This window comes from Caloramator sp. CAR-1 (assembly GCF_030546345.1).
GTDB classification, from domain to species: Bacteria; Bacillota; Clostridia; order Clostridiales; family Caloramatoraceae; genus Caloramator; species Caloramator australicus.
Window position 1 is genome coordinate 12703 of the sequence record NZ_JAUONW010000005.1, and the last position, 25100, is coordinate 37802.

Genomic DNA, 25100 nt, shown 5'->3' on the forward strand with positions numbered 1-25100 from the left:
ACTTGACATTTTAAAAGGTGGCTGATATTCTTTAGAAAAATAGTTTAGGAGGCATAAGGATGGGATATAAAATACCAGGAGAAAAGATAGAAGGAAGATTTATAAAAAGGCTAAATAGGTTTGAAGCCATAGTTGAAATAGAAGAAAAAGAAATACTTTGCCATGTGCCAAACACAGGCAGATTAAGGGAGCTTTTACTTCCAAATGCCAAAGTGTTTTTGGTAAGAAGCAACAATAAAAACAGGAAAACCGAGTGGACATTGATGTTTGTTGAAAAGAATAAAGGGTTAGTTTGTATAAATTCTGCTATGGCAAACAGGGTGCTAGAAAGTGCCATTAAGGAGAATGTAGTTAAATTAGAAAAGGGAGTTTTAAAAAGGGAGGTTAGTTTTTATAATAGTAAATTTGATTTTTTTATAGATGGAAATGAAAAGACATTTATTGAAGTTAAATGTGCTACCTTTGAGGAAAATGGCATTGCAAAATTTCCAGATGCTCCAACCGATAGAGGAAGAAGGCATATTGAGGAGCTTATAAAGGCGGTTGAATTAGGCTATAAGGCTAAAATTATTTTTGTTGCCTTTATGGATTTTGTAAATCTTTTTACGCCATATAAGGAGATGGATGAAAAATTTGCATTAACTTTAAAAAAAGCAAAGGAAAAGGGTGTTGAAGTTATAGCATATAGATGTAGTATAGAATTAGATGAAATAAATGTAATAGATAAGATAACGGTTGAGCTCTAAAACAATGTTGAGATATGGAATTTATTGGTTTATAATAATTTTAAATGGAAGGGGGGATTTTATGTTTAAAGTGGGAGATAAAGTTAAGATCCTTTCTGTCGGGGAGGGGATAGATAAAATATTCATAAATAGAATAGGATACATCGATAAGATAGATCCTAAAAGTTATTATCCATATCATGTTAGATTCGAGGACATAATTTTAAACGAAGAAGCAAGGTATTTATGGTGGAATGAAGAAAATTTAGCTTTGACGGATGAAAAGGATCCAGCAAAAGTTGACTATGAAAATTTAAAATGTTTAAGATGTGGTGGGAAGATGAAATTTTTAAAGGAATACAGATTTGATACCCAAAAGGAATATAGAGATTTTATATCAACGATTATTGATTATGAAGAGGCTATAGTTTTTAACGTTTATGTTTGCGAAGACTGCAGGCATACAGAATTTTTCTTTGTAGGAATAAGAACAGGAATAGATGTTTAACTAAGGGGGATAAAATGGTTTACTTTATATTTTTGCTGCTTTTTATATTTATCTTTATTTCGATGCTTCTAAATATATCAATAATTTATCCTTTAATCATAGGTCTTTTACTTTTTTCTTTTTATTCTTATAAGCTCGGATTTTCTTTTAATGAAATCTTAAAAATGATATTTAAAGGTGGAAAAAAATCAACGGTAGTTATAAAAATTTTTATTTTAATAGGAGCAGTAATGGGGGTATGGCTATCCTCCGGTGTTGTTCCTTATATCGTTTATCTTGGGATTAAATTCATGAATCCTAAATTTTTCTTGGTTTATACATTTATAATTTGTAGCATCACATCATATTTAATAGGAAGTGCCTTTGGAACGGTAGGAACAATTGGGATAGCACTTATAATCCTTGCAAAGGGGGCAGGGATAAACATCAATTTAGCAGCAGGAGCAATTCTTTCGGGCTCTTTTTTTGGTGATAGATGTTCGCCTATGTCTTCAAGTGCAAACTTAGTTGCAAATTTAACTGAAACAGAGCTTTATGTTAATGTGAAAAATATGATTAAAAACTCATTAATCCCTACAGTTATTACAATTTTAATATATTTACTTTTATCAATAAATTTAAACATATCTATGGTGAATAAAAATATTGTTAAGGACATTAGTAAGGAGTTTATATTAACGCCATATTTATTACTTCCTGCCATAATTATTATAATTTTATCCTTATTTAAGGTGGATGTGAAAAAATCGATATCTGTAAGCATTATTGCAGCTATATTTTTAGATGTTTTTGTTCAAAATAGGAATATAGTTGAAACATTAAAATATATGATATTTGGATTTAAAATAGACAATAATAATTTAGTAGCACAGATAATTAAAGGCGGAGGGATTTTATCAATGCTTAAGGTGTCCATGATTGTATTTTTATCCTCTGCCTATAGTGGAATATTTGAGGAAACAAAAATGCTACAAAAAATAGAGGGAGGAATTGCAAGATTAAGCGAAAGAATTGGTAATACTCCTTCTACAATAATGGTAAGTATTATTACTTCTATGATAGGTTTTACTCAAGCCCTTGCGGTTATACTTGCTGTTCAATTTGCTAAAGGTCTTTATAAGGATAAATATAAATTGGCCCTTGATATAGAAAATTCCGCCATAGTCATTGCACCTTTAATTCCTTGGAACATAGCTGGAGCAGTTCCGGCAAGTATAATGGGTGTTAATAGTGGACTTATAATATATGCCGTATATTTATATGTCCTGCCAATATACAATATAATTTTAAGCAAGAGGAGGTAAAATATGGAAATTGATAAAGTTTATCATGGATTTAGACTTTTAGAAATAAGGGATATCAAAGAAATTAATTCAAAGGCCTACATATTTGAACATGAAAAGACTGGTGCAAGACTTTTAAAAATTCATAACGATGATGATAATAAAGTGTTTTCGATTTCTTTTAGAACTCCACCTAGCGATAGCACAGGAGTTCCTCATATTATTGAACATTCTGTTTTGTGCGGTTCAAGAAAATTTCCGGTAAAGGAACCCTTTGTTGAGCTTATTAAAGGTTCCCTGCAGACCTTTTTAAACGCTATGACATATCCTGATAAAACAATGTATCCTGTTGCAAGCAAAAATGAGAAGGATTTCTTTAATCTTATGGATGTTTATCTTGATGCTGTTTTCTATCCTAACATATATAAAACTCCTGAGATACTTATGCAGGAAGGATGGCACTATGAACTTTTTGACAAAAACGATGAGCTAACCTTAAGGGGAGTAGTTTATAACGAAATGAAGGGAGCTTTTTCTTCCCCAGAATCAATTCTCTTTAGAAAGATAAGTGAAACTCTTTTTCCAGATACTACATATGGCTACGAATCTGGAGGAGACCCAGACCATATACCAGAGTTAACATATGAAGAATTTATTGAATTTCATAAAAAATTTTATCATCCTTCAAACAGTTATATCTATTTGTATGGAAACGGCAATATTGAAAAGGAACTTCAATTTATAGACGAGTATTTAAAGGATTTTGAAAAGACAGAAATATATTCAGAAATAGATTTTCAACCGCCCTTTGAAGATATTAAAGAAATCGAAATGGAGTATCCTATCGCTGATGATGAAGACACAAAAGAGAAAACATTTTTAAGTTTAAACTTTGTGACCGGCGATGCAAGAAACGTTGAGGAGACATTGGCTTTAGAGATACTAGAGCACATTCTTCTTGGCACCTTTGCATCACCACTAAAGAAGGCACTCGTAGATGCAGGGTTAGGTAAGGATGTATTTGGTAGCTTTGAAGGAAGCATTCTACAGCCTATGTTTAGCATTATTGTTAAGGGTTCAGAGATAGATAAAAAGGAAAAATTTAAAGAGGTAGTTTTTGAAACCCTTAACAAGCTTGTTAAAGATGGACTTGACAAAAAACTCATAGAAGCTTCCATAAATAAAATAGAATTTCAAATGAGGGAAGCGGAACACGAATACGCACCTAAAGGACTTTTATATGGAATTAAACTTATGAATAGTTGGCTATATGATGCCCATCCGACAGCATATTTAGAATATGATGCTCCTCTTCAAAACATTAAAGATGGAGCAAAGGGAAGGTATTTTGAGGAGTTAATAGAAAAGTATTTATTAAATAATAAGCATGCTTCGGTTTTAATATTAAAACCAAAGAAGGGCATGCTAAGGGAAAAGGAAAATGCCCTTAAAGAAAGGCTACAAAAAATAAAGGAGTCAATGACAGATGAGGAGCTTGAAAGGATAATAGAAAACACCAAAAACCTTCTTAAAAGGCAGGAAACTCCGGATCCAAGGGAAGCCCTTGAGACAATTCCATTACTTTCTATTAGCGATATAAAACGTGAGGCTGATGTATTGCCCCTTGTTGAAAAAGAAATTCAAGGCTGTAAATTGCTTTTCCATCCGGTATTTACAAATAAAATTGCCTATACTAATTTTTACTTTGATATGGATAAAGTTGAGATTGAGCTTATGCCTTATGCTTCCCTTCTTTCAACACTACTTGGCAAACTTTCAACAGAAAACTATTCATATGAAGAACTTGCAAAGGAAATAGATATTAATATTGGTGGAATTAAGTATTATCCGCAAATAATAGAAAAAATAAATAATATTGATGAATTTAAGCCAATATTCGTAATTGAGTCAAAGGCACTGATGGATAAATTACCAAGAATGTTGGAGCTTATTGGAGAAATAATTAATAGAACTAAATTTGATGACAAGAAGAAGATTAAAGAAATAATTCAACAAACAAAATCAAGACTTGAAATGGTTATTATAGAGAAGGGCCATACCGTTGCATCTAAAAGGCTTACTTCCTATTTTTCAAAGGCAGCAAAAATCAATGAAACTATGAATGGATTAGAGTTTTATAAGTTTATCGCAAATTTAGAAAAGAATTTTGATGATTTTTATGATGATTTGATTAATAAGCTCTATAAGGTTAAGGACAGGATATTTAACATAAATAATTTATTACTCAGCTTAACCTGTGAAGAGAGGGATGCTAAGCTTTACGAAGACAACATAGTATATATTTTAAAGGATCTTAAGAAGGATAAATTAGAAAAGACAAACCTTGATGTAGAATTAAGCAAAGATAATGAAGGCTTATTGACACAGGCAAATGTCCAATACGTGGCAAAGGGATATAATTATAGAAAGCTTGGATATCAATATAATGGAACAATGCAGGTATTAAGGACAATTATAAGCCTTGACTATTTGTGGAATAAAGTAAGAGTTCAAGGTGGAGCCTATGGATGTTTTATGAATATCGAAAGAAACGGAACATTGACCTTTGCTTCCTATAGGGATCCTAATTTAAAAGAAACGATTAAAGCTTATGATGATACCGTAAAATTTATAGAAGGCTTAGAAATAGACGATAGGGAAATGACGAAATATATCATAGGAACAATGAGCAAGCTAGATTTTCCATTAAATCCTTTCCTTAAAGGCAGAATATCTGATGAAAATTATATGAGGGGAATAACCCAAGAGGACATTCAAAAAGAAAGAGAAGAAGTATTAGATGCTAAATTAGAAGGCATAAAATCCTTAAAAAATGTTATCGAAGATGTAATAAAGCAAGAATATATATGCGTTTTAGGAAATGAAAATAGGATTAAAGATAATCAAGATATATTTAACAAGCTTGTTAAGGTATTTGAATAAGGTCTGCAAAAGCAGACCTTATTATTTTTTGAAGGAATTTGATAATTTTTGTAGAAATATATAAGTATAAAAGTTAAATGGGGGATGGGGATGAAGAATATTTTTTTGACAGGGGAGAAGGGAATAGGTAAAAGCACGCTGCTGTTTAAAATTTTAAACCTCCTTGATTGTTCTATAGGAGGATATTATGAAAAAAAGATTACATGTGAAGATGGAATCAAGTTTGATATGATTTCACTTTATGACGGAAGTTTTAATAATATAATAGGGATAGTTGATTTAAAGAGTTTAAGGCCTCAAATTTTTGAGGAGGTTTTCGAATCAGTTGGTGTGGACATAATAGATAAGAGCCTTAAGAATAGAGATTGCATAGTTATGGATGAGATTGGCTTTTTTGAATCTAAATCGGAGGGGTTTAAAAGGCAGATTTTTAGAGCCCTTGATAGTAATAAGCCTGTAATTGGAGTTTTAAAAAAATGTAGCTCAGAATTTATAAGTGAAATAAAACAGAGGGATGATGTTGTTGTTTTTGAAGTGACTTTGGAAAATAGGGATTTTTTATTAAATAGAATAATAGGCTATGTTAAATCATTAGGGATACCTATTAAAGGCAAAAGAACCTTCAATATAGATAAAAAAAGTGTGGAAGAATATTTAAGGGATATAAATCTTGATATAAACGATTATCCTAAGAAAATACTTGAGTATATAAAGGATATAGTTGGAAATTTTCATAATTTAACGGTATTAGATATAGGAAGTGGACCTGGAACCTTTTCAATTCCTGTTGCGAAGCTTGGTGCAGAGGTTGTTGCTGTAGATTCATCGATATACATGTTTGATGCCCTTATAGATAGAATAAAAAAAGAAAATCTAAATAATATTAAATGCCATTTATCGCCATGGGAGACCTTTGAACCACCCCTTTGTGATGTTGCTATCTGTGCATTTGCGGCTAACTCCCTTAAAGAAGAAAGGCAGTTTAAAAAACTTTATGAAAAGACTAATAAATACATATTTGTAATTACTCAAACTTTAAGCAAGGAATATGAATTTGGATTAAATAAGGTTTTGGAAGCTTTAAATATTAATATTCAAGAAAACAAACCATATTTAAATCTAGTTAAGATGCTCTTAGATTATGAAAGCCCATTTATCATAAATTTCTCTGAGGTAGATTTTCATAAATCCTTTGAGAAGGATGAAGATATTTATGAATTTATTTGTCAAAGGCTTAACATTAAGCTGGATAAAAAATTTTTATTTAAAACTATTAAAGAGCATATGCTAAAATATGGTGGTTATGTCCTACTTTTAAATACAAAAAAATGTGCCGTTATAACAATTATAAAGGGGGATAAATATGAGGGGAAAATTTACCGTTAGTGAAATGATTTTAATTTCTTTAATTGCAGCTATTTCTATAGTTACAAAGCCTTATCTAAAGGCATTGGCGGCACCACTCCCAATTGCAGGAGTTGTTATGGGAGCTTTTTATATGATGTGGGTAGTGTTTATTGCCCTTTTGATTAATAAAAGGTATTCAGCTACTCTATTTTCCCTTCTTCAAGCAGTTCTTGCATTAGCATTAGGGGTAGCAGGAAAATGGGGATTATGGGTATTTGTGGGTTATACTATTCCTGGCCTTGCAGTGGATTTTATTTTTATGAGCAGAACTTCCAAACTTGTAAAGTCAATATTATCGGGTGCTGCAGCAAATTTTATTGGAAGTTTTATTGCTATGTTAATTTTTACGCCTAATATTGGTAATAAAATATTTTTGCTTGCTCCTTCTATTTTTTCGGGGGCAATTGGTGGCTTTTTAGCTTTAAGCTTACATAAATTTATTGATAGAATAGGTTATTACAAAGCAAAAGAATATGGGGAGTGATATAATGTTAAAAGTTAATATTCCGGGATGGAAAGAGATAGAGATTAAAAATGTCGTATTTGATTATAATGGAACAATTGCTGAAGATGGAATAATAAGAAGCGAAGTCAAAGAAAAAATAGAAAAATTGCATGAAATAGGATTAAATATTTTTGTTCTAACAGCAGATACTTATGGATGTGCAAAACAAAGATTAGAAGGCTTACCAATTGATTTAAAGATTTTTGATAATCATAATGCAGCAATAAACAAGAAAAAAATAGTAGATGAAATAGGAGGTAATTTAACTGTTGCTATTGGGAATGGAATGAATGATGTTGAGATGTTTAAAGTAAGTGCACTATCAATAGCTGTTATAGGAAAGGAAGGATGCTGCGTAAAAGCACTATTCGAAGCAGATATAGCAGTTAATGATATATTAGATGCCATTGAACTTTTGCTAAAGCCTGAAAGAATAGTTGCTACTTTAAGAAGATAAAGAAATATATATAGCCTTTCTAAATGAAAGGCTGGTTTGGCAATTAGTATGTTCTTTGGTGCAGCAAAGCTAAATTCGGACTTATTAAAGGAGGATCCGATGAGATTACTAGGAACAGCAGCCATTTTATGTGGTGGGAAAAGCACAAGAATGGGATTTGATAAATGTAGCATTAAAGTAAAAGACAGGCTATTATTAGATATAATAATTGAAAAGCTTTCACAAGCCTTTGAAGAAGTTATATTAGTAACTAATGATAAGAGTAGGTTTCCTAATTATAAAAATGTTTATGTGGATGAATATAAAGATTGTGGTCCGGCGGGAGGAATTTATACAGCTCTATTATACTCAAAATCAAAATATTTGTTTGCTATAGGCTGTGACATGCCATTTGTTAATTTAGAATATATAAGTTACATGAAGGGATTGATAAAGGAAAATAAATATGATTGTATTTTAACACAAAAGGGGAATTGGGTAGAACCGTTATATGCCTTTTATTCTGATGATATGATTCCTTTGTTTAAAAGGAGTTTAGAGGAAGGTAGATATAAACTTATTGATATAATAAGCAAATCAAACTATTTCATAGTAGAAGAAAAAATAGCACGAAGTTTTTCAAAATATCTTGAGATATTCAGCAATTTGAATTTTATTAGTGACCTTGAAATATTGAAAAAAGTTTAAAGCATGGAGGTAGAATAAAAGGCTGCTGAGCAGCCTTTTATTCTACAAGGGAAATAAATTCTTCTATTTCTTCTTTAATCATTTCTAAAGATTTTCTCCAGAAATCTTTAGAATGAAGATCAAAGCCCATTATTTTGCCAAGGTCATATAGATTGTTTTTACCTGTTAAGGACAAAAGCTTATTATAATCATCAACAAAGCTATTACCGCGACTTCTGTATTCTGCAATCAGTCCCCTTACGAAAAGTTCACCAAAGGCATAAGGGAAATTGTAGTAGTTAGCGTCAGCATAGTAGTAATGGGGTTTGTTTACCCACATATATGGATGTAGATAATTATGATCAAGACCGTCTCCATAGGCTTTTTTCTGGGCGTCTAACATTATTTCTTTTAATTCATTAACGGACAAGTAATGATCTTCTCTTCTTCTGAAAAGTTCATCTTCAAATAAAAATCTTGAGTATATATCAACTATTGTTTGGGTGGAGCTTTGAATAGAATTTTCTAGTATAACTATTTTCTCCTCCTTTGTTGCAACTTTAAGGGCAGCCTCTATAATTAGATTCTCGCAAAAGATAGAAGCAGTTTCAGCAATTGGCATTGGATAGTGTGAATTTGCAAAGGTTTCATTCATTAGGCAGTTGCCATGATAGGCATGACCAAGCTCATGGGCAAGGGTAGTCACATTTGAAAAGCTGCCATCGAAATTAGCAAGTATTCTACTTTCCTTTATAGGATGAAGATTATAACAGAATGCTCCACCGCGTTTTCCTTCCCTTGGTTCTGCATCTATCCATTTGTTTTCAAAGGCGTTATCTGCAAATTCAGATAGTTCTTCGCTAAATTTTCTAAAGTTATCTACGATGAATTTTCTTGCCTCATCATAACTAAATTTCATATTTACTTTGCCAATAGGTGCAAAAATATCATAGAAGGGTAATCCGTTTTTATGGCCTAATAATTCAGCCTTCTTTTTTAGATATTTTCTAAAGTAAGGAAGGTATTCTTTTATAGCTTCAAGCATTGCATTTAATGTTTCAAGATCCATCCTGCTGCTATCTAAGGTCATTTCAAGAGGTGAAGCATATCCTCTAAGTTTTGCTAAGGTTATAACTTCTCCCTTTATGCCGTTAAGGGCTGCTGCGGAGGAATTTTCTATTTTCTGATATGATTTTAATTCAGCATAATATGCAGTTTTTCTTATATAAGGATCCTCACTGAAGGCCATATTTCTAACGACAGGAAGTGGAAGTTTTTTGTCTTCACCGTTTAAGCTGATTTCCACAAGATGGGTTGATGTTAAAAATTCTTGAAGTTTTGCCCAGGCATTTGAACCAGTATTTTTCATTTTAGCGATGATTATTTCTTCCTGTTCTGATAACATATGTTTTGATTGATTGAGTAACTCCTTTAAATGGAATTCATGTTCCTTTATAAATTCTGATGAATTAATGACATCATCTAAATTATCTATCGTTTTTAGCCATCTTTTAAATATTACTTCAGGTTCTGTAGCTTCAGTAATGATCCTTTCAATTTTTTCAAGGGAATTTAATGCGGATTGATTTTTTGCATCAACGCTTAGAGAAAGTTCAGCATAGGCCATTATTTTGTATACAAGATCTCCCAGCGTATTGGAATGTTTTAAGTAGTGCTCAATTTTTTCTTTAGCATTTTCTGAAGAGTTCAAGTTATTTTTTGCCCATTCCTTTAAATCTTCGATCATTGAAACGACAATTTCATTATCCCGTAAAAATTCGTGGGATTCAAAGGAAGTATAAAGATTATCCAAAGACCACCTCATGTTTATCCCCTCTCTTTTTTAGAAAATTATTACAATATCATTGTAAAATATTGGACAAATATGGTCAACAATAAAAAAGTTTTTATTATTTTTGTTATATGTTATAATATAAATGCAAACGATTGCAAAGGAGGATTATTATGCAAGTAAATTGGATGGATAGCGTTTTTTCAGATGGTTCAATAAGGTTTGTTAGCAATCCTTTACCTCAGTTGAATGAAAAGATAACTATTTCAATTAGGATGCTCAAGGATTCACCTGTAGAGAAGGCTTACATAAGGTATACTTTAAATGGAGAGGAAAGAGTTGTTGAATTAGAAGAAAAAGATATAAAGGGTAATTTTATTTATTATTGGACAAGAATAAAAATAGAGGAGCCGGTTTTAAAATACCATTTTATCTTATGCACGAGGGATAATGTTTACTATTATAATCAAATGGGGTTATTTGAACATTTTATAACGGAAGATTATGATTTTAAATTAATTGCTGATTTTGAGAAGCCAAGCTGGGTTGATGATGCTATATTTTATCAAATATTTGTTGATAGATTTTATAATGGAAACACTGAAAACGATGTAAAGGATGGAGAATATACATATAGAGGCTTTAGTTCTAAAAAGATGAATTGGCAAGACAAGCCAGGTAAATATGAAATATATGGTAACTTAGACTTTTTTGGTGGGGATCTTGAAGGTATTGCACAAAAAATAGATTATTTGAAGGAGCTTGGTGTAAATGCTCTTTATTTAAACCCCATATTTGAAGCACCATCAAATCATAAATACGATTGTGCCGATTATTTTAGCGTAGATAAACACTTTGGGGGTAATAGGGCTCTAGAGCAATTAAATAAAAAACTTCATGAGGAAGACATGAAGATAATATTAGATATATCTATAAATCATACCGGTGATACCCATCATTGGTTTAAAGAAAAAAGGGATTTTTATTATTTTTATGATGATGAAAACTATGAATCATGGTGTGGAGTAAAAAGCTTACCGGTTTTAAAATATGAAAATCCTGAAGTCAGGAATGCGATATATAAAGATGAAAAAAGCGTCTTGAAGTATTGGCTAACGGAGCCCTATTGTATCGATGGATGGAGATTTGATGTTGGACACTATACTGCAAAAGTCAAAGGAAGCACGATTTATAGGGAAATCTGGAGGGAAATAAGAAGGGAATTAAAAACCTTAAACAAAGATGCATATTTGATTGCTGAACATTGGACGGATGCAGAGGAGTATTTACAGGGGGATATGTGGGACTCTATCATGAATTATTTTGGATTCTTTAGACCGGTTAGAAAATATTTAGGGGAAAATGATCTTTTTACAGGCTGGAAAATAAAAAATCCTATGAAGACTAAAAATGGAATCAATTTTTCAAAGGAGGTTATGCAGCATTTTGCAAGGCTTCCTTATATAATACAAGGCATGCAATTTAATCTTTTATCCAGCCATGATGTTCACAGGTTCCACAATTCTCCTACTATAAGTAGAAAAAATATATTAACGGGTATAGTTATGCTTCTTACCTTTATAGGAATACCTTGTATATATTATGGTGATGAAATTGGACTTGAAGGGGATTTAGGGGATCTTAGCAATTGCAGATATCCATTTAATTGGGATGAGAAAAAATGGGATAAGGAAATTTATGAAACATATAAAAGGCTAATCGCATTAAGAAGAAAAGAAAAAGTTTTAATTGATGGATCCTTTAAAATTTTAACAGCCGATGACTCTTCAATATCCTATGCAAGATTTAACGAAGATGAAGCTATAATTTTTATAAATTCCCAAGACAAAGAGGAAAGAACCATTTATATTCCATTATTAACAATTGGAGATTTTAATAATTTTGAGGTTATTTTTAATAATGGAGAAGAAAGTGAAATTGCTTATGAAAATGGTTTAATAGTTGTAAATTTAAAACCAGAACAGACTTATTTAATTAAATTTTATAGATAACAAGGTAAATTATTCTTTTGCCAACCACCTTCCAGTTATATTAAAATATGATTGGAGGGTGGTTTTATGTTGGAAAGAGTTATTCAAACGGTGAAAAATGGTAAAAGGGCAATTTATCTTGCACCATCAAGGGAAGTTATTTCTTCTGTTAGAGAAAGTATAATTGAAATATTAGGTGGTTTATTTTACATAGATGTTATAACCTTTGATGACCTTGCAAGAAATATAGCAAAGGATAAATTAACATCCAAGGAGCTGATTTCAACAGATTCATCTATTGTTATTTTAGAGGAGATATTAAAAAGCAATTCAGATATTGTTCAGTATTATAAAAAGGTATCAGACAAAAAAGGGTTTGTTGTCAGCATTTATAATACTATAAGGCAAATAAAGAAGGCAAATCTAACATCTGAAGAATTTCTAGAAAAGGTTAATAAAATCGATGATGAGATAATAAAACTAAAATCGAAGGATGTATATGAGGTTTATAAAACTTATAATTCAAAACTAAAAGAGCTGAATCTTTATGACATGGATGATGTAATAAAGGAGGCTATAGACAATATCCCCTATTCAAATTATTTAAGGGATATTGACGTTATATTTTTAGACGGATATTTAGATATTTTTAAAAATGAAGAAATGTTATTAAAAGCAATAAAGAAGAATTATCCGTCCATTGAGTTCTATGGGAAAATTCCCCTGAAAACTAATACTATAGAAACATTTATTAATGATGAAATCTTGAGGGTTTATAGAGAAATAGGAGCAAATGTTTATTATAATAATGTTCAGAATAAATTTACTAAGTTGGCAAAATCTTTATTTACCTTTGAAAAAACAAACATAGAAATAGATTCATTTAAATTAATAAATGCACCCTGTATAGAAGATGAGATAAGACAGGTTGCAAAAATGATAAAAGATATTTTATTAAATGAAAAGGTGGATTTGGATAAAATAGCTTTAATAACTAATGATATGGAAGACTATGAAGATTATATTATAGAAATATTTGATGAATATGAAATTCCTGTAATGTTATCTGTTCATGAAAAGCTATCTAATGTTCCTCTTATTAGAAATATTTTAAATTTAATAAGTTTAAAAATTGAATTTTATGATGCAAATAAGTTAGAGGATATTCTTTTATCTCCTTATATCTTTGATATAGATGATAAACAAGTTTTAAGGCAAATCCTAAAGGAGGTTTTTAAGGGAGAAAACATAGCTGAATACATTGATAAGCTTATTGAAAATGATGCCGAAAATAAAGAAAAGCTTATACAATTAAGGGCTCTGTTAGATGACATTGCAAATTTAATTAATTTTAATGATGAGGGATATTTTAAGGAATTTAAAGATAATATAGTTGATTTAATTGACAAGCTTAAAATAAAACACAGAATAATAAATGCATATAATAGCGGATTAATCGATCTTGATATTATGACAAGGGATCTAAAAGCCCTGCTAGGCTTTTTAGAATTATTAGAGGACCTTCAAAATGTTTATAAATTCGTAGAAAATAAAATAAATTTTGAGGATTTTTTAGAAATAATTAAAGAGAATATAATAAATTCAACAGTAACGATCAAAACGAAACCAAGCTATGGTGTAAAGGTATTATCTCCAGACCTTATTAGAGGAACAAATTATGATTATGTATTTATATTAGGGCTTAATGAAGGAATTTTTCCAAAGGCTATTAATCCTATAGGTATTTATACAACAAAGGAAAAGGAAATGCTAAGTAGCATTGGAGTTAATTTGGGGACAAAGTCCTTTGAACAGGAGAAGGAGAAAATAAGATTTATTCTATCTATCGCTTCAGCTAAAAAGGGACTTGTTTTGAGTTATAGAACATCAAAAGAGGATGGCTCCTATACTATAAAATCTCAATATTTAGATGAAATAATATTTGTATTAGACTTAAACAAGAAATTAAATGGAATAAGAGCAAGATGCATGAGGGACAGATTTAGATTTAAAGCAACTGATATTTATACAAAAAAAGAACTTATCAGCAGTTATTCTATTGGTTTAAATATAAAAGAAATTGAAGATGTTTTAGCAGGACCTTTCGATTTACATCATATTAAAGCTCATATCGATAAAGGAAGATATATTGAAAGATTAAGATGGATAGAAAAAAGTTTTTCTAATTTTGATGGTTTGATTGGAAGGGAAAAGGCTAGTATTTTTAATGAAGAATACCCCTTTAATGCATCAAAAATAAATTATTATTCTAATTGTCCATTCAAATTTTATGTTGAAAATTTACTTCAAATAGAGAACGAAGAGGAGGATGATTTATTTTCAAGCATATCGGAAGGTAACATTTTTCATGAGGTTTTAAAGGAATATTATAAATATTTTATTGATAGAAACTATGAGATTGAATATGATGAAGATTTCATTGAGGATATAATTGAAATATTGATGAACAAAAAGGGATTTTTTCAAGAAAACATTTTATATAAAAGAAAAAAGCAAGAAATATTAGATGTAATTAAAAACTTTTTAAAAACTGATATAGAATTTATAAATTCTGCTAATTTAAGGCCTATTTTATTAGAACATTCCTTTATTTCAAATGATATTATAAATGGAGTAAAGATAAAGGGGAGAATAGACAGAATTGATATGGAAATAATTAACGGTGAACCTACAGGATATTTCGTTATATATGATTATAAAACAGGGGATGTTTCAAAGAAGAATTTACCTGGGCTCTTAAAGGGAACTGATGTTCAAATTGCAATTTATTCCTATGTCGTTGAAAAAATATTAAGAGAAAAAGGATTTAATCCAAAATTTATAGCTCTTTTATATTACAGCATAAGCAAAACGGCTAAGGACGGTAAACCAAGATTCAGCGGGATCATTATTGAAGAAACTAAGAAGAAAATAAATGTTGCTGGTTCTACTGCCACTTTAATACATGAAAATCTCGATGTAGTCCTTGAACATATAATGAAAAATTTTATTGAAGCAAGAATTGAAAAAATAAGAGATGGGGACTTTATTCTTCCACTTGATTGCCCTAACAATAGAGAATATAGTAAATTCAACTGCCCCTTTGAAGGTGTGTGTAGATTTGATTTTGATAGAATAGCACAAAAGGTTAGGTGATGTTATGGATATTAATTTTATAAAAGAAGTTTATGAGGTAAATGATGAACAGGCAAGGGCCCTTGATATAAACAAAAACATAGCCCTCCATGCCGGGGCAGGATCTGGAAAAACAAGAGTTTTAACAAGGAGATTTTTAAGGATTTTATTAGAAGAAAACTGTGGAGTAGACGATATAGTTGCTATTACCTTTACGAAAAAGGCAGCCCTTGAGATGAAGGAGAGGATATTAGATTTAGTTAATCAGTTTCTAATGAAGGGTGAGGATAGTTTAAAAAATAAATTAAAAAGAATCAAAGAAAATTTGGATGGAGCAAATATTTCAACCTTTCACAGCTTTTGTGACAAGATTATAAGGGAATATTATTATAAAATTGGTCTTGAACCGATGTATCAGATAATCGAAGAGGTTGATTCAGAAACAATTTTATCGAAATTAACGGGTGAAATTCTAGAGGAGTTTTTAAGGGATAAAAGATATTTTGAAAACTTTGATTTTTTATTTGATGAATTTGGAGTAGATTATGTTTCGAGTGGGGCTTTAGGTTTTGAAGTTAGAAAAATATATAAAAAAATTAGAGAAAAGGCAGATGATATTGAAACAAAGGTAAGGAAAATAACCTGTGATAATTTAATTAGGTTTTATGGAATTAATAATGAAACTTTAAATAAATATCAAAAGATTCAAGGCCTATTTTTGGAACTAATTAATGAGCTTGATAAAAGATATACGGCTTTTAAGCTTCAGGAGGGACTTGTGGATTTTAATGATTTGGAAATATTTTCTTTAAAACTTTTGACGGATTATAAAGAAGTTAGGGAAGCTTTAAGAAAAAGATATAAATATTTCTTAGTAGATGAATTTCAAGATACAAATGATATTCAGTTAAATATTCTTTATAATCTTGTGGCTGATGATGAAGGAAAAATTGAAAATGGAAAGCTATTTGTCGTTGGGGATATAAAACAGTCCATATATGCTTTTAGAGGAACTAACTATAAAGTATTTGATAAAATAACTAAGAAAATTCAGGAGAATGGGGATAAGCTCCTTTTATCGACTAATTATAGATCCCATGATAGTTTAGTTAAAATAATCAATGAACTTTTTAATGATTTGCTACCTAATTATGATTCATTGATTGCTTCTGGAAATATTGATGGGGAGGCCTTGTTTGATTTTTGCTTTTTTGAAAAGGAGGAAACGACTTCTAATCAAAAGAGCAATGAGGCTGATATTATAAAGAAAAAATTAAAATCAGAAAAGGTTACATTAGATGAACTTAAGGTTTTTTGTGAAAACGACAATATATGTGCAAGAGGTAGAAATGAAGAACTAAGTTATATTATCCAAAAGATAAGGGAACTTATTGAGAAAGGGTTTGAATATAAGGAAATTGCTATCCTTTTAAGGGATAGGAGCAATATAGATGAGTTTGAAAGGGAACTTAAAAAGAACAATATCCCATATACTTTAGTTGGTGGGATTGGATATTTTGAAAGGCAAGAAATAATGGATATTATAAATATCATAAAATACTTTTATAATCCTAATGATGAAGTTGCCCTTTTAGGTTTTCTAAGGAGCCCATATGTAGGAATATCAGATGATCTTGTTGTTGAGGTAATAGATGAAATTAGAAAAGGTAATGATTTAGCTAAGATATCAACAAGGGAAATCTTTGATGATGTAACGAAAACGATTTTAAAACAAATAGATTACATTAAAAAGTTGGTTCCTTTTTATACTACAACCAGATTAGTAAAAACTGTCATAGAAGAGTTTAAAATTAAAGAGATACTTTTAGCACAAGAGGGAGGAATTCAAAAATACAGAAATATTGAAAAGTTCGTTGAGATAGTAAGAGATTTTGACAGCAAGGGCATTTTTACTCCCTTTGATTTTATAGACTATATAAACAATCTAAAAACCATATCTACAAAGGAGGGGGAAGCCTTTTTAGATACTGAAGAAAGCGATGCGGTAAAGATTATGACTATCCATGCATCAAAGGGTCTGGAGTTTGAAGTAGTTTTTGTTCCTGGACTTGATAGAAAGTTAAAAAATGAGTATAAAGGAAACTTTGTTTATGATGATGAGTATGGAATAATAGTTTATCATGAATTAAAGGATGTAGAAGATAATTTATTTAAAAAAATAAAGCAAAGGATTGATGAAGATGAAATGTATGAAGAGTTAAGAATTCTTTATGTTGCAGCAACAAGGGCAGTAAGGGTTTTAGCTCTTTCAGGATATAAAAAGGATGAAAAGGCAGTAACTTACATAAGTAAATTAACAGAAAAAAATTTATATGAATTTAAAAATCTAACAAGCCAATTTGAAAATTTTAAAAAAGTAAAAGAAAAAATGCCAGTCGAAGAAACAGAAGAAAAGATAGATTTATGTAAAAAGTTAAGTTTTAAAATAGATTTTTCATCTAAGGCTACGATTAGTATTTCGAGATATATGACATATAAAGAGTGCCCAAGAAAGTATTACTTTAAATATATAGCCAAGATAGACCAAGATGATTTATTAGATTATTATGAGGATCTAAGTGAAAAAGAGGGGATAAAACTGATTAATTCCATGAAAAAGGGGACTTTAATTCACAGTATTTTAGAAGATTTAACTAAAAATGCAGAATATAGCATTCGAAAAAAAATTAAAGAGGTATTAGGGGCTGAAAGCCAAGAAGTAAAAGAAGAAGTTGAAAGATATATTGATAATTTTCTAATAATAGAGGAAGAATACAAGTCTTTATGTCGTGGTAATAAAGTGAAAAGCGATGCAGAGTTGAGCTTTAAAGTTCCCCTACCAAACAGTAGCTTATCCGTTTTTGGGATAATAGATAGGGTAGATATTTTTGAGGAGGACGGTAGCTTAAATATTAATATAATTGATTATAAGACTAACAAGATAAAGAGGGATGAGGACATAAATAAAATAATTGAACATTACAGGCCACAATTTATGATTTATTCCTATGCTTATAATGCTTTTTTAAATAACTTATCGATAGGATTAAAGAAAATAAATAATTATTTATACTTACTTGATATAGGTAAAATAGTTAAGATTGATTATAGTCAAGAAGATTTAGAGTTTATTTTAAATGACATTAAGAATATATTTTCAAACATAGAAAAATCAAATTTTAATGATTTTAAATCTTTAGGATGCATTGGAAATTGCAAATATAATGTTTTTTGTGGTCTAAAATAAAAATTGAATATGAATAAAAAATAAAGTATAATTTTGAATAGGTTTGTTTTTTTAATCTATATTGAAAGGAGAATAATATGGAGAAACGAATGTTAACGCCGCCTGAAATAGTGGATGAGGCAATCAATGTAGGCGTGAAAAAATCTAAAGGAAGCTTTTATACTACTCTTTTAGGTGCAATTTTCGCAGGGGCATATGTAGCCCTTGGAGCAGTTTCGGCTGCAGCAGCATCCCATAGTATAGAAAATTATGGACTTGCAAAATTTGTTGCAGGAGCGATATTCCCTGTTGGCCTTATGATGATTATTTTTAACGGTGCAGAATTGTTTACCGGAAACACGTTATTGCTTGTTGGACATAAGGATGGGAAGATACCCTTTACTAAAGTTTTAAGAAACTGGGGAATCGTTTATTTAGGTAATATTATAGGCTCTATCTTAATTGCATATTTAGCCTATGCAGGTGGGGTATTTGATGCTAACGGAGGGAAGCTTGGAGGCTATTTTATTAAGATTGCTGCATATAAAGGAGGACTTAAATTTTCCACTGCCTTCTTCAGCGGTATTTTGTGTAATATAGTTGTTTGTCTTGCTGTTTGGGCTCAATATGCAGCAAAGGATATAATATCCAAGGTATTTGCAATATGGTTCCCTATTATGGCCTTTGTAGTTGCTGGATTCGAACACAGCGTTGCCAACATGTTCTATTTTACTGCAGGTATTTTGGCAAAATTAAACCCTGTTTATGCAGAAGCATTACAACTTCATTCGGACAAGCTTGCTAAGGTAGATATAGCTCATGCAATTTCAAATATCATTCCAGTAACATTAGGGAATATTGTTGGTGGAGGAGTAATAGTTGGTTTATCATATTATTATTTATATAAAAAGTCATCAGTAAAAGTTGAAAATGTCCAAAAGGCGGTGTAGTTTGTAAAAAATATTTTAAGCAGAGGGTAAAATCCCTCTGCTTACATTTTTTGTAGAGTTTTGGGCAGACTATAAAAACAGGGAGGTGACAAAATGGATAAAGATAGAACTAATGAAGTTTTTATAAGCAACACCTATCCGCCAATAGCCTTTCATGTAAACGACATAAATAACAGCAAAATTCAGCATGATTCCTATGAGGTTTATGTAGATGGTGAGTATATAGGAGAGAAAATTTTATTTGCCCAAAACGAAAAACCTGAAGATATACCTGCATATTTAACAAAAGAAGGATATAAAGATTTTCAATTCCAGATAGAAGGTAATAAAATATTTATAAATACTATTAATAGAAAAATCTCAGAAGAAATGAGAAATCACTTGGAGGTATATTTGAATATTAAATAATAAGAATGAGGAAAATTATGTTGAATAGTGTCGCATTTTATAATATTTTTTTAGTTTTTTCATCCTAAATTACAACAAATTTTTAAGGGGATAAATGATAAAATTTATTCAAAAGAAAATTATGTGGGGTGGGGAGAATGCAAATTAAAACAGAGCTTTATCACTGTTATGTGGTTGATGATAATTTTAGAAACATATTGTTTAGATATTACTTAGTTGAAACCAGCAAGCTAATAAATTTTAAGGAATATTATGTTAATGTTGTTGGATATGGTGTAAGTATAACATCAGAAGAAGTAGTAGAGGAGACTGGAGAAATTTTATATGAGGAAACAATAGAATTTGTTACTCCATACAAGGAAAAAATGGTAAAGCTTATTGATGAACTTGCAAGAAATCAAGTATCGCCGATTCATTTGATTGATGTAATTGGAGAAATATGCGATAATTGGTCCTCTGACTTTGAGGAGGATTTGAAACAAAAATATATTAAATATGCAATAGCTTAAATATGGAGAATTTTCTCCATATTTTTGCTTTTTGCAACAATTTATTTTATAATTTAAGTAAGGAGAAGGTGAGTATGATAATTGGGGTTGGAGTAGATATAATTGAAATAAAAAGAATCGAAAGGGCTATAGAAAGGAATAAAAGATTTTTACTAAAGATATATTCTGAAAGAGAATTAGAAGAGTTAAAGGGAAAAAATATTGAAAGCTATGCAGGTTACTTTTCAGCAAAGGAAGCCGTGTCCAAGGCTTTAGGAACAGGTATTTTAAATTTTAAGTGGACTGACATAGAAATAGTAAAGGAAAATTCAGTTCCAAAGGTTGTTTTGAATAATAATGCAAAAAAGATTTCAGAACAAAAAGGGATAAAAAGGATCCATATATCGATATCACATTCTAGAGAATATGCTACTGCTTTTGCAGTTGCGGAGGGATAAGATGAAGGTTGTTAATGCAAATGAGATGAGGGAAATAGATAAAAGGGCAATAGAAAAATATAAAATACCTGGGATTATATTAATGGAAAATGCAGCTTATGGTCTTTTGGAGGAAATAGAAAGATTAAATGGAAAAAGAATAACAATTGTTTGTGGAACGGGTAATAATGGTGGAGATGGTTTTGCCCTTGCAAGACTTTTACTTATAAGAGGTTATGATGTAGAAGTTTTTTGTTTTCCAGACCTTGAAAAGGTAAAAGGGGATGCTAGGATAAATTTAGATATTTTATTAAATATGGGGATAAAAATTTATAATGATTTAAACAAACTGGAAAATAGCATACGATATTCTGACGTTATTGTAGATGCTCTTTTAGGAACAGGACTATCAGGAGATGTTAAAGAGGAATTAAAAAAAGTTATTGATGCCATTAATAAAGGTAGGTTGAAACTTTCAGTGGATATCCCATCAGGAATAAATAGCGATACAGGAAGTATTATGGGAACTTGTGTATTTGCAGATATTACAGTAACTTTTGAATGCTTAAAATTAGGCCATATCCTATTAGAAGGTAAAGAAGCCTCTGGAAAGGTTATAGTTAAAAAAATTGGTATTCCTGTTAGTTGTATTGAAGAGCAAAGTATTAAAATATTTACAAGTGATAAAGAATATCCAATATCTCTAATTAAAAAAAGAAGGTTGGATACTAATAAAGGTGATTATGGAAAGGTTGCAATTATTGGTGGTAATTATAAAATGTCAGGAGCCATAATACTTGCTTTAAAGTCTGCCTTGAGAAGTGGTGCAGGACTTGTTTACGGGGTTTTTCCAAAAACTATTTTGGATAGAGTAGGGGCATTAGTTACAGAGGCAGTATATTTTCCATGTGAAGAGAAACATGAACATATATTTTTAGACGATTACAGTTTAAATATTTTATTTCAAAAGTCAAGTGCTATTGGATTTGGAGTTGGCATAGGGAACTTTGATGAACTTTTACATCCACTTCAATATATTTTAGAACATTATGAAGGCCCTTTAGTGATTGATGCGGATGGACTTAACGTCCTATCAAGAAATAAAACTATATTAAAATCGGCAAAATCTAAAGTTATATTAACTCCACACCCAGGTGAAATGGCAAGATTAACTGGTTATGATATCGATTATATAAACAAAAATAGGATAAATGTAGCAAAAAGTTTTGCAAAGGAGTATAATTCAATTGTTCTTTTAAAAGGCTCTAGCACTGTTGTTACTGATGGAGAGCTTATATATATAAATAGAACTGGTAATCCTGGTATGGCAACGGCAGGAAGTGGAGATGTGTTAACTGGAGTTTTAGTTTCACTTTTAGGGCAGGGATATAGTCCCTTTGAAGCTGCAATATTAGGTAGTTTTATTCATGGAATATCTGGAGACAGGGCATATCAGAAGCATGGCTATGGATTAACGGCTATGGATTTGGTTGATAATTTGGGATTTTTATTTAAAAAAGACATAGGCAGTATAAAATTAGAATAATATTTTATTGAAATAAGATTTATGGTGATTTTGTGTTCTATAAAAAAGTTATCTTTTTGGTTATAATTATTTTTGTTTTTTTTACATCTTGTTCGAGAAAAATTGCCTATGAAGACGTAAAAAAGAGATTACAAGATATGAAAAGCTATGCAACACAAGCAGATATAGATATATATGGTAACAAAGGTGTATCACATTATAAAGTGGTTCAGTATTTTAAAGAACCCAATCTTATTAGAATTGAAACAATTGTTCCATCCTTTTTGAAGGGGAAAATATTGGTATATGATGGAAAAAGATATACAATCTACCACCCGATAATTGAACAAAGGTATTTTCTTGAAAATTTAAAAGATGATGATGTTTTTATATTTTTAGGGGTTATCGACAAAAGGATTTTTTTAAAGGAAAATTCGATCTTTAGCAGTAAAAGGGTTGATGGAAAAGAATATATTACGATAAAAAGTGAGCTTGATGAATCGAGTGCTTATCGTAAATATGTAGAGATATATTTTAATTCTGTAAATTTAATACCTGAGATAATGACCTTTTATGATGAAAAGGAAAACATAAGGGTAAATATCGTTTACAAAGAGTTTAAATATAATCCTACAATTCAAGAGGGGTTATTTAAAATACAATAGACAAAGCAGGGGGGAAGGGTATGTTTGACAACGTAAGACCATATTATGCAGAAATAAACCTTGATAATTTTAGGCATAACTTCAGGGAGGTTAAAAGGTTAGTTAAGGACAGAAAAATATTTGGAGTTATTAAAGCAGATGGATATGGACATGGTGCTGTGGAACTTGCAAGGGTTTTAGAAGAGGAAGGTGCTGACTTTTTTGCAGTTGCAGTAATAACAGAGGCCATTGAACTTAGAAAAAATGGCTTTAAAAGGCCTATTTTAGTTATGGGATTTACACCTCCAACCTTTGCAAAAGAAATTGTAGAGTATGATATTACACAGGCAGTATTCAGTTTTGAGTTAGCAAAGGCATTATCAGATGAGGCTGTAAAGCAAAATAAAGTGGCAAAGATTCATATTAAGATTGACACAGGAATGGGAAGAGTAGGGTTTATTCCTAACGAAAAGGCTTTAGATGAGATAGAAAAAATTAATAATCTGCCCAACTTAAAATTAGAAGGAATTTTTAGTCATTTTTCATCCGCAGATGAAAAGGATAAGTCCTTTACTAATTTGCAACTAGATCGTTTCATAAAGACCATAAAAGCTTTAGAGGAAAGAGGTATTACATTTGAATTAAAGCATCTAGCTAATAGTGCCGGGATTATAGATGTAGAGGAGGCTTATTTTGATGCCGTAAGGCCGGGAATTATGCTTTATGGTTATTATCCTTCAAATGAAGTTGATGTTAATAGGGTTGATCTAAAGCCTGTAATGACGTTAAAGGCTAAAATTGTTCATGTCAAAGAAGTTGATAAAGGAACTCCAATAAGCTATGGTAGAAGGTTTATTACAGAAAGAAGAAGTAAGATTGCTACACTACCCTTTGGATATGCTGATGGGTTTACAAGGCTATTTTTTCAAAAGGCACAAGTTATAGTAAACGGTGTTCTTGTTCCTGTCGTAGGTAGAATATGTATGGACCAATGCATGATAGATGTAACTGATTGTGGAAATATTAATGTAGGTGATGAAGTGATCATTATGGGGAATTTTAATGAAATTAAAAACGATGCAGATGTATTAGCTCAAAGGCTTGGAACAATAAGTTATGAAATTTTATGCATGGTTTCAAAGCGTGTTCCAAGGGTTTATGTTGAGAAGGGGAAAATAGTAAAAATAAAAAATTATGTGTGACATAATTTTATAATAACATGGAAACAATGTTAAAGAGGTATAAATATTTCTACTTGTGGCAATTATAAAGTAGTGTTATAATAAAGTGAGTATTTATAAGATACATAGGTTAATTGTTTTTAGGAGGTAATACGATGGCAAATAATAAAAAGATCCTAATTAGCCTCCCTGAATATTTGCTAGATGAATTAGATGAATTTGTAAATATAAATACCTTCAAAAATAGAAGCCAATTAATAAGAGAAGCAATCATATCATATATAAAGGAGCGCAAGAGAATAGAAATGATTGAAGCTATGAAAAATGGTTATGTTGAAATGGGAAAAATAAATATAGAGCTTGCAGAATGTGGTATTACTTTAGAATGTGAAGAATTAGCCGAATATGAAGCAAGTTTGGCGGAGAGTGATAATTCAAATGGCTCAACCGGTGAAAAGAGGAGATATATTTTATGCTGATTTGAGCCCAGTTGTTGGCTCGGAACAAGGCGGGGTAAGGCCTGTTCTTGTTATACAAAACGATATTGGAAATAAATATAGTCCGACGGTCATCGTTGCTGCTATAACATCTCAAATTAATAAGGCTAAATTGCCGACACATGTAGAGATTAGTAGCGATGAGTATGGTTTAAATAAGGATTCTGTTATTTTGCTTGAACAGATACGAACGATAGATAAAAGGCGCTTAAGGGACAAACTTGGTCATATTAGTGATGAAATGATGAAACAGGTGGATTATGCCCTTAAGATAAGTTTAGGGCTTGTTGATATATAGGGCACTTAAGATTATTCTTAAGTGCCTATCAATA

General features: G+C 30.7%; 21 protein-coding genes. 20 read left to right on the forward strand and 1 reads right to left on the reverse strand.

Going from position 1 to position 25100, the window contains the following annotated elements; all coding sequences use genetic code 11:
- The first annotated feature begins 59 nt into the window (after window positions 1-59).
- The 8 genes from sfsA (at window position 60) to Q3V94_RS01095 (ending at window position 8515) form a co-directional block, all read left to right on the forward strand.
- Window positions 60-746 carry a DNA/RNA nuclease SfsA gene (sfsA, locus tag Q3V94_RS01060; RefSeq protein WP_303524674.1) on the forward strand — a complete coding sequence of 229 codons (687 nt, stop codon included), beginning with the start codon at window positions 60-62 and terminating at the stop codon, window positions 744-746.
- 61 nt (window positions 747-807) lie between these two features.
- A complete protein-coding gene (locus Q3V94_RS01065; RefSeq protein WP_274767245.1) occupies window positions 808-1233 on the forward strand; it encodes a hypothetical protein in 426 nt (141 codons plus the stop codon).
- Between the two features lie 14 nt (window positions 1234-1247).
- Entirely contained in the window at window positions 1248-2537 is a 1290-nt protein-coding gene (locus Q3V94_RS01070; protein WP_303524675.1) for a Na+/H+ antiporter NhaC family protein, read from the forward strand.
- Window positions 2538-2540: 3 nt separating this feature from the next.
- Window positions 2541-5459: an insulinase family protein gene (locus tag Q3V94_RS01075; protein WP_303524677.1), complete on the forward strand. Its 2919-nt coding sequence runs from the start codon at window positions 2541-2543 to the stop codon at window positions 5457-5459.
- Between the two features lie 90 nt (window positions 5460-5549).
- Complete coding sequence (locus tag Q3V94_RS01080) at window positions 5550-6845, forward strand: nucleoside-triphosphatase (RefSeq protein ID WP_303524679.1); 1296 nt, start codon at window positions 5550-5552, stop codon at window positions 6843-6845.
- Complete coding sequence (locus Q3V94_RS01085) at window positions 6823-7350, forward strand: ECF transporter S component (protein ID WP_303524680.1); 528 nt, start codon at window positions 6823-6825, stop codon at window positions 7348-7350. The genes Q3V94_RS01080 and Q3V94_RS01085 overlap by 23 nt, the downstream gene beginning before the upstream one ends.
- Window positions 7351-7354: 4 nt before the next feature.
- The gene (locus Q3V94_RS01090) at window positions 7355-7828 is read left to right on the forward strand and encodes an HAD family hydrolase (RefSeq protein ID WP_274767253.1); all 474 of its coding nucleotides are present in this window, start codon (window positions 7355-7357) and stop codon (window positions 7826-7828) included.
- A 36-nt stretch (window positions 7829-7864) separates the two neighbouring features.
- Window positions 7865-8515, forward strand: coding sequence for a molybdenum cofactor guanylyltransferase (locus Q3V94_RS01095; RefSeq protein ID WP_274767254.1), 651 nt, complete (start codon window positions 7865-7867; stop codon window positions 8513-8515).
- Between the two features lie 37 nt (window positions 8516-8552).
- Here Q3V94_RS01095 and Q3V94_RS01100 read toward each other — a convergent pair whose 3' ends face one another.
- The gene (locus Q3V94_RS01100; protein ID WP_303524681.1) at window positions 8553-10319 is read right to left on the reverse strand and encodes a M3 family oligoendopeptidase; all 1767 of its coding nucleotides are present in this window, start codon (window positions 10317-10319) and stop codon (window positions 8553-8555) included.
- Window positions 10320-10459: 140 nt separating this feature from the next.
- Between Q3V94_RS01100 and Q3V94_RS01105 the strand changes: the two genes are divergently transcribed.
- The 12 genes from Q3V94_RS01105 to Q3V94_RS01160 all read left to right on the forward strand — a co-directional run bounded on the left by Q3V94_RS01105 (window position 10460) and on the right by Q3V94_RS01160 (window position 25066).
- On the forward strand, window positions 10460-12298 hold the full coding sequence (locus tag Q3V94_RS01105) for an alpha-amylase family glycosyl hydrolase (RefSeq protein ID WP_303524682.1): 1839 nt from the start codon (window positions 10460-10462) through the stop codon (window positions 12296-12298).
- A 66-nt stretch (window positions 12299-12364) separates the two neighbouring features.
- Window positions 12365-15433, forward strand: a complete 3069-nt coding sequence (locus tag Q3V94_RS01110; RefSeq protein ID WP_303524683.1) for a PD-(D/E)XK nuclease family protein — start codon at window positions 12365-12367, stop codon at window positions 15431-15433.
- A gap of 4 nt (window positions 15434-15437) precedes the next feature.
- A complete protein-coding gene (locus Q3V94_RS01115) occupies window positions 15438-18659 on the forward strand; it encodes an exodeoxyribonuclease V subunit beta (protein ID WP_303524685.1) in 3222 nt (1073 codons plus the stop codon).
- Window positions 18660-18736: 77 nt separating this feature from the next.
- Complete coding sequence (locus Q3V94_RS01120; RefSeq protein ID WP_303524687.1) at window positions 18737-19588, forward strand: formate/nitrite transporter family protein; 852 nt, start codon at window positions 18737-18739, stop codon at window positions 19586-19588.
- A 93-nt stretch (window positions 19589-19681) separates the two neighbouring features.
- A complete protein-coding gene (locus tag Q3V94_RS01125; protein WP_274767266.1) occupies window positions 19682-19996 on the forward strand; it encodes a hypothetical protein in 315 nt (104 codons plus the stop codon).
- Window positions 19997-20133: 137 nt separating this feature from the next.
- A complete protein-coding gene (locus Q3V94_RS01130) occupies window positions 20134-20505 on the forward strand; it encodes a DUF6514 family protein (RefSeq protein ID WP_274767267.1) in 372 nt (123 codons plus the stop codon).
- A gap of 74 nt (window positions 20506-20579) precedes the next feature.
- Window positions 20580-20942, forward strand: coding sequence for a holo-ACP synthase (gene acpS, locus Q3V94_RS01135; protein ID WP_274767268.1), 363 nt, complete (start codon window positions 20580-20582; stop codon window positions 20940-20942).
- A 1-nt stretch (window position 20943) separates the two neighbouring features.
- Window positions 20944-22467, forward strand: a complete 1524-nt coding sequence (locus Q3V94_RS01140; RefSeq protein WP_303524688.1) for an NAD(P)H-hydrate dehydratase — start codon at window positions 20944-20946, stop codon at window positions 22465-22467.
- Between the two features lie 56 nt (window positions 22468-22523).
- Window positions 22524-23111, forward strand: a complete 588-nt coding sequence (locus Q3V94_RS01145; protein ID WP_303524690.1) for an outer-membrane lipoprotein carrier protein LolA — start codon at window positions 22524-22526, stop codon at window positions 23109-23111.
- Between the two features lie 20 nt (window positions 23112-23131).
- Complete coding sequence (gene alr / locus Q3V94_RS01150) at window positions 23132-24292, forward strand: alanine racemase (RefSeq protein ID WP_303524692.1); 1161 nt, start codon at window positions 23132-23134, stop codon at window positions 24290-24292.
- A gap of 134 nt (window positions 24293-24426) precedes the next feature.
- Window positions 24427-24750, forward strand: coding sequence for a CopG family ribbon-helix-helix protein (locus tag Q3V94_RS01155; protein WP_274767270.1), 324 nt, complete (start codon window positions 24427-24429; stop codon window positions 24748-24750).
- Complete coding sequence (locus tag Q3V94_RS01160; protein WP_008909234.1) at window positions 24710-25066, forward strand: type II toxin-antitoxin system PemK/MazF family toxin; 357 nt, start codon at window positions 24710-24712, stop codon at window positions 25064-25066. Before Q3V94_RS01155 ends, Q3V94_RS01160 begins: the two co-directional genes overlap by 41 nt.
- Window positions 25067-25100: the final 34 nt, after the last annotated feature.